At 36.7% G+C, this 5,786-nt stretch carries 6 protein-coding genes; all 6 read left to right on the top strand.

The window, feature by feature from the left end; all coding sequences use genetic code 11:
• The coding region (locus tag MXE27_RS11565; RefSeq protein ID WP_248612603.1) for a 4Fe-4S binding protein at positions 1–420 on the top strand (420 nt) is incomplete at its 5' end.
• 680 nt (positions 421–1,100) lie between these two features.
• Entirely contained in the window at positions 1,101–2,432 is a 1,332-nt protein-coding gene (mcrB, locus tag MXE27_RS11560; RefSeq protein WP_248612602.1) for a coenzyme-B sulfoethylthiotransferase subunit beta, read from the top strand.
• A gap of 13 nt (positions 2,433–2,445) precedes the next feature.
• Positions 2,446–2,946, top strand: a complete 501-nt coding sequence (mcrD, locus tag MXE27_RS11555) for a methyl-coenzyme M reductase operon protein D (protein ID WP_248612601.1) — start codon at positions 2,446–2,448, stop codon at positions 2,944–2,946.
• Between the two features lie 21 nt (positions 2,947–2,967).
• Positions 2,968–3,765, top strand: coding sequence for a coenzyme-B sulfoethylthiotransferase subunit gamma (gene mcrG, locus MXE27_RS11550; protein ID WP_248612600.1), 798 nt, complete (start codon positions 2,968–2,970; stop codon positions 3,763–3,765).
• The gene (gene mcrA, locus MXE27_RS11545; protein WP_248612599.1) at positions 3,765–5,426 is read left to right on the top strand and encodes a coenzyme-B sulfoethylthiotransferase subunit alpha; all 1,662 of its coding nucleotides are present in this window, start codon (positions 3,765–3,767) and stop codon (positions 5,424–5,426) included. Before mcrG ends, mcrA begins: the two co-directional genes overlap by 1 nt.
• Before the next feature lie 76 nt (positions 5,427–5,502).
• On the top strand, positions 5,503–5,786 hold a 284-nt coding region (locus MXE27_RS11540), incomplete at its 3' end, for a 4Fe-4S binding protein (protein WP_248612598.1).

Here is a 5,786-nt window from a genome sequence, read left to right as displayed (position 1 = left end):
AGTGAAGAAGGACTAGTATACGATGAATCACAATGTGATTTCGTTGGTGCTTGTGCTCAAATCTGTCCAAACGACGCAATTCGAGTGGTTACCAAAACTGGTATGAAACTCCCTGAACAGGAAAAAGTGGACGAAGATCCATCCTTTGCCATGTGTACCCGATGTGGTGCATGTACTATGGCTTGTCCTAAGAATGCATTATCCCTAGTGGAAATGGATAAAGTAGTGGATGGTCAAGTTGTCAAACGGAAAAGAGTTCAGTACAACCCTGCTCTATGTGATGAGTGTGGTGACTGTGTAGATGTATGTCCGTACAGTATGCTGAAACTCACTGATGACAAAGTACCACTCAAAGGATTCTGTATCCTCTGTGATCAGTGTATACCTGCTTGTCCTAAGAATGCATTGGGTTTAAAATAAATAAAAAAAATTACTGGTGTTTTACACCAGTTTTATTTATTCTTTTTTTGTAATTAGTACGATTAATTTTTAGGTAGTAGTAATATTATTAATGATTTTTAATAGCTAATATTTTTTTAAATTAAAGTTTTTATATTATTAAACAGCTTATGGTATTTTTTTAGTTTTTAATATATTTTAGTGACTTATATTCTGTTTTTAATTTGTTTGCATTCTCTGATTTTTCTTTTTATTTAAATATTTCGCCTTAGTTTTTCTTAAAAAGTTTTATATGTTTATTACGCAAACGAGAATGTAACTGGTTATTAATAATATTTGATAAGATTATATTATTTAGAACAACCAGTCATTCAAATAAATAATCATCTGGATTATTTTTTTGGAAATTTTTCAATACATACTTCTACACACCTTATTCGGGAAGATGTATTTTAATGGAGGTTGGAGGATGATATTTTTGGTTAATTCCTTGGTTAGAATTTCCAATTTTATATTTGGTTAACTGGAACTTAAAAAATTAATTAAATGCTCAGATTAATCCAGATTTAAATTAAACAAAGTAGCCACAGTAATTTATTATCGGTTTACTTTTCGTGATTTAAAAAGAATACAATCTACTTCAACACTTAGTAATATTTATTTATAAATAAGTATTAAAAAAATATTGTGTGGTGTGAAAAATGCCAATTTATGATGACAAAATAGACCTTTACGGTGCAGATGGTAAGATTCTACAGGAACAAGTACCTTTAGAATCCATTAGTCCTATGAGAAACCCGGCTATTGAAAAAATAGTACATGATATCAAGAGATCCGTAGCAGTGAATCTTTCTGGAATTGAAAGTGGCTTAAAAAGCGCTGCTTTAGGTGGTAAGTCTAACTTCATTCCTGGAAGAGAATTAGATCTGTCTATTGTGGATAATGCAGAATTAATAGCCGACAAAATAAAAAAAATGGTTAGAATCGAAAAGGAAGATGATACTAGTATTCGTTTGATAAACAATGGAAAACAATTGCTTGTTCAACTACCAACTACTCGTCTAAAAATGGCAGCGGATTACAGTGTATCCACATTAGTTACTGGTGCTGCTGTGATACAATCTATTATTGACACATTTAATGTTAATATGTTTGATGCACCTGCAGTAAAAACTGCAGTTTTAGGGAGATATCCTCAATCTGTTGATTTACAGGGAGGGAATATCAGTGCTCTTTTAGGACCTCCTGTATTGTTAGAGGGATTGGGGTATGGGTTAAGAAATGTTATGGCTAACCATGTAGTGGCCATTACAAATAAAAACACGCTGAATGCTGCAGCACTATCTTCTATAATGGAACAAACAGCAATGTTCGAAACAGGAGATGCAGCTGGGGCATTTGAAAGGTTTCATCTACTTTCATTAGCATTCCAGGGTTTAAATGCAAATAATCTGGTTTTTGATCTGGTAAAAGAAAATGGAAAAGGCACTGTTGGAACAGTTATAGAATCATTGGTTGGCCGTGCATTGGAAGATAATGTGATCAGGATAGATAAAAAAATGAATTCTGGATATAACTTGTTTGAGCCTGTAGATTGGGCATTATGGAATGCTTATGCTGCTTCAGGACTTTTGGCAGCAAATATTGTAAATGTTGGTGCTTCTCGTGCTGCGCAAGGTGTTGCTTCGACAGTACTATACTACAATGATATTTTAGAGTACGAAACCGGACTTCCTGGTGTAGATTATGGCCGAACTGAAGGTACTGGGGTTGGATTCAGCTTTTTCTCTCATTCTATTTATGGTGGGGGTGGCCCTGGAACTTTCCATGGAAACCACGTAGTAACCCGTCACAGTAAAGGATTCGCTATTCCATGTGCTGCGGCAGCTATGTGCTTAGATGCAGGTACTCAAATGTTTTCGGTGGAAAAAACATCAGGACTTATTGGTATGGTTTATGGTGCTATTGATTATTTGAGGGAACCTATAAACAGCGTAGCAAATGGCGCAGGGGAAATAAAAGATAATATCTAGTTTTGGTGTGAAAATGGATAAAACGGAAAAATGTGAAATTATCGATTTAAAAATATTTCCTCACCGGTTTTTAAAAGTGGAAACCTCTGAAAAATTATTGAATAAGATTTATTCATTGGATGGCATGGTGAGAGTAATTGTTAAAGGACCTTCACTACCGGCCATGGTAAGTTACGGCCCTGCCCGAGGAGAACAAGTGAATCATTCTGATAGGAAAGTTATAATAGTTAATGAAGAGTCTATGCAACTTAGATTAAAAGTTGGAGAAATTATTATCAGTGTTTCATATCCTGAGTTAGAAATATTCATGGAAAAACTCGATAAACTCTTAAATGATATTATGCCTTGTAAATATGATTTATTCATGGGAATTTTCTCAAAAACTAATGTCACAATTTCTGATTATTTGAAATATGGGCGGGGATTTGAAACTAAAATTGATCAGCGTTTAATTGGCATGGTTGATCCCAGTGCCAAATCTTCAGAAACCATAAAAATGGTAAACAAAATTTAAAAAAAATATTTGGTGTATAAAATGTCCTATAAAGCGCAATATTCTCCTGGAGAAACGATAATTGCAGAAAATAGAAGAAACCATATGAATCCTAACTTTAATCTAAGACATATCCGTAAAGTGTCAGAAGAAGACCTGGTTAAAGTTTTAGGCCATAGAAGTCCTGGTGAAAATTATAAAGCCGTTCACCCTCCATTAGATGAAATGGATTTTTCAGATGATATAGTAAGGGATATGGTGGAACCAATTACAGGAGCTAAAGAAGGAGTTCGTGTGAGGTACATACAGTTCGCAGATTCCATGTACAATGCCCCAGCTCAACCATATGACCGGGCCCGTACTTATATGTGGAGATATAGGGGGGTGGATACAGGTACCCTTTCTGGAAGACAGGTAATCGAAATGAGGGAATTAGATTTAGAATCTGTCTCTAAAGAATTAGTAGAAACTGATATTTTTGACCCGGCAAGATCCGGCCTGAGGGGAGCCACCGTACACGGACATTCATTAAGACTGGATGAGAACGGACTAATGTTTGATGCTCTGCAGAGATATGTCTACAATGAAGAGGATGGGCATGTTATTTACATAAAAGATCAAGTGGGCCGTCCACTGGATGAACCAGTTGACATGGGTGAACCATTACCTGAGGAGGAACTGGAAAAAATTACCACTATCTATAGGAAAGACAATGTGGGTATGAGAGAAGATAAAGAAGCAATTGAAGTGGTGGAAACCATTCACGTTGCTAGAACCATGGGTGGTTTTGGAATGGATGTTTTTAAAGATGACCTTAAAAAAAGGTTAGGTGATGACTAATGGATAAAAATAAACGCCTTTTTTTAAAGGCTTTAAACTCAAAATTCGAAGGAGAAGATCAAAACGAGTATTATACTAATTTTTATTGTTTTGATGGCTGGAAACAATCTCCTCGAAAAAGAGAATTTGATGATTACGCAAAGAAACTTGCCGAAAAAAGAGGGAACATGCCCTTTTATAATCCGGATATAGGCGTTCCTTTAGGTCAGCGAAAATTAATGGCCTATAAAATATCTGGAACCGATGATTTTGTTGAAGGAGATGATTTGCATTTCTGTAATAATGCAGCTATTCAGCAACTATCTGATGATATAAAAAGGACAGTTATTGTGGGTATGGATACCGGACATGCTGTTCTTGAAAAAAGGTTAGGGGTGGAAGTAACTCCTGAAACCATCAATGAATATATGGAAACCATAAATCATGCACTGCCGGGTGGTGCAGTAGTTCAAGAACATATGGTGGAGGTTCATCCGGGTCTAGCAGGGGATTGTTATGCAAAAATATTCACCGGGGACGATAACCTCGCTGATGAACTTGATAAACGTGTTCTAATCGATATAAACAAACAATTCCCGGAAGAACAGGCGGAAATGCTTAAGAAGTATATTGGTAATAAAACTTACCAGGTGAGCAGAGTACCTACTTTAGTAGTGAGGTGCTGTGATGGAGGTACGGTGTCTCGATGGTCTGCCATGCAGATTGGGATGAGTTTCATTGCAGCATATAAATTATGTGCTGGTGAAGCTGCTATTGCTGATTTTTCATATGCTGCAAAACATGCTGATGTAATTGAAATGGGATCATTTTTACCGGCTAGAAGGGCAAGAGGACCAAATGAACCTGGGGGAATATCCTTTGGATCATTTGCGGACATGGTTCAAACATCAAGAGTTTCTAAAGACCCTGCAAAAGTCACTCTGGAAGTAATTGCGGGTGCTGCTGTTTTATACGATCAAATATGGTTAGGATCTTATATGTCTGGCGGGGTTGGATTTACTCAGTATGCCAGTGCTACTTATACCGATGATATTCTCGATGATTTCATATATTATGGAATGGAATATGTGGAGGAAAATTATGGTATGTGTGAAGCAGAACCAAATATGGAAGTGGTGAGGGATATTTCTACAGAAGTAACCATGTATGGTCTCGAGCAGTATGAATACCCTACCTTATTGGAAGATCACTTTGGTGGTTCTCAGCGGGCTTCAGTTGTTTCAGCTGCTGCTGGTGCATCAACTGCATTTGCCACAGGCAATGCTAATGCTGGAGTAAATGGATGGTATCTTAGTATGATAATGCACAAAGAATGTCACAGCCGCTTAGGATTTTATGGTTATGACTTGCAAGATCAGTGTGGTGCTTCCAATTCATTATCGATTAGGAGTGATGAAGGGTTAATACATGAATTAAGAGGTCCAAATTATCCTAATTATGCCATGAATGTAGGACACCAGCCAGAATATGCTGGAATTGCACAAGCACCTCATGCTGCACGTGGTGATGCTTTCTGTTTAAATCCATTAATTAAAGTGGCTTTTGCTGATGATAATTTATCATTTGACTTTAAATGGCCACGTAAATCGATTGCAAAGGGTGCATTAAGAGAATTCATGCCTGATGGTGAGCGAGATCTCATTATCCCTGCAAGTAAATGATAATTTAGGTGCTGTTAAACTCATTTGAATTAACAGCATAATTTTATAATTTAAAATATTTGGAGGTAGAAATAAAATGATATTGGTCAATAAAGAAGACTGCATCAGGTGTGGGGCCTGTCAGGGTACCTGTCCTACTTCAGCTATTGAAGTAAATCCTGCAAATGTGATTTACTGTGATATTTGTGGTGGGGATCCAAAGTGCGTGGAAATATGTCCTCACGATGCATTGAAAGTGGAACCTATGGTTTTGGATGAGGAAGGAAACACTCAAAAAAGGATAGTTTTTAATCCAACTTTTTGTAATGAGTGTGGTGACTGTGTAGATGTGTGTCCCCCTCAGACTCTTAAATTGGAAGA

This window comes from Methanobacterium alcaliphilum (assembly GCF_023227715.1).
In the GTDB taxonomy this organism is placed as follows: domain Archaea; phylum Methanobacteriota; class Methanobacteria; order Methanobacteriales; family Methanobacteriaceae; genus Methanobacterium_E; species Methanobacterium_E alcaliphilum.
Note: the sequence above shows the minus strand (reverse complement) of the source record. Positions and strands in the feature narration are given on the sequence as shown.

Coding starts and splice junctions, on each gene's coding strand:
- mcrB (WP_248612602.1), top strand. CDS start 1,101: ATGCCAATTTATGATGACAAAATAGACCTTTACGGTGCAGATGGTAAG.
- mcrD (WP_248612601.1), top strand. CDS start 2,446: ATGGATAAAACGGAAAAATGTGAAATTATCGATTTAAAAATATTTCCT.
- mcrG (WP_248612600.1), top strand. CDS start 2,968: ATGTCCTATAAAGCGCAATATTCTCCTGGAGAAACGATAATTGCAGAA.
- mcrA (WP_248612599.1), top strand. CDS start 3,765: ATGGATAAAAATAAACGCCTTTTTTTAAAGGCTTTAAACTCAAAATTC.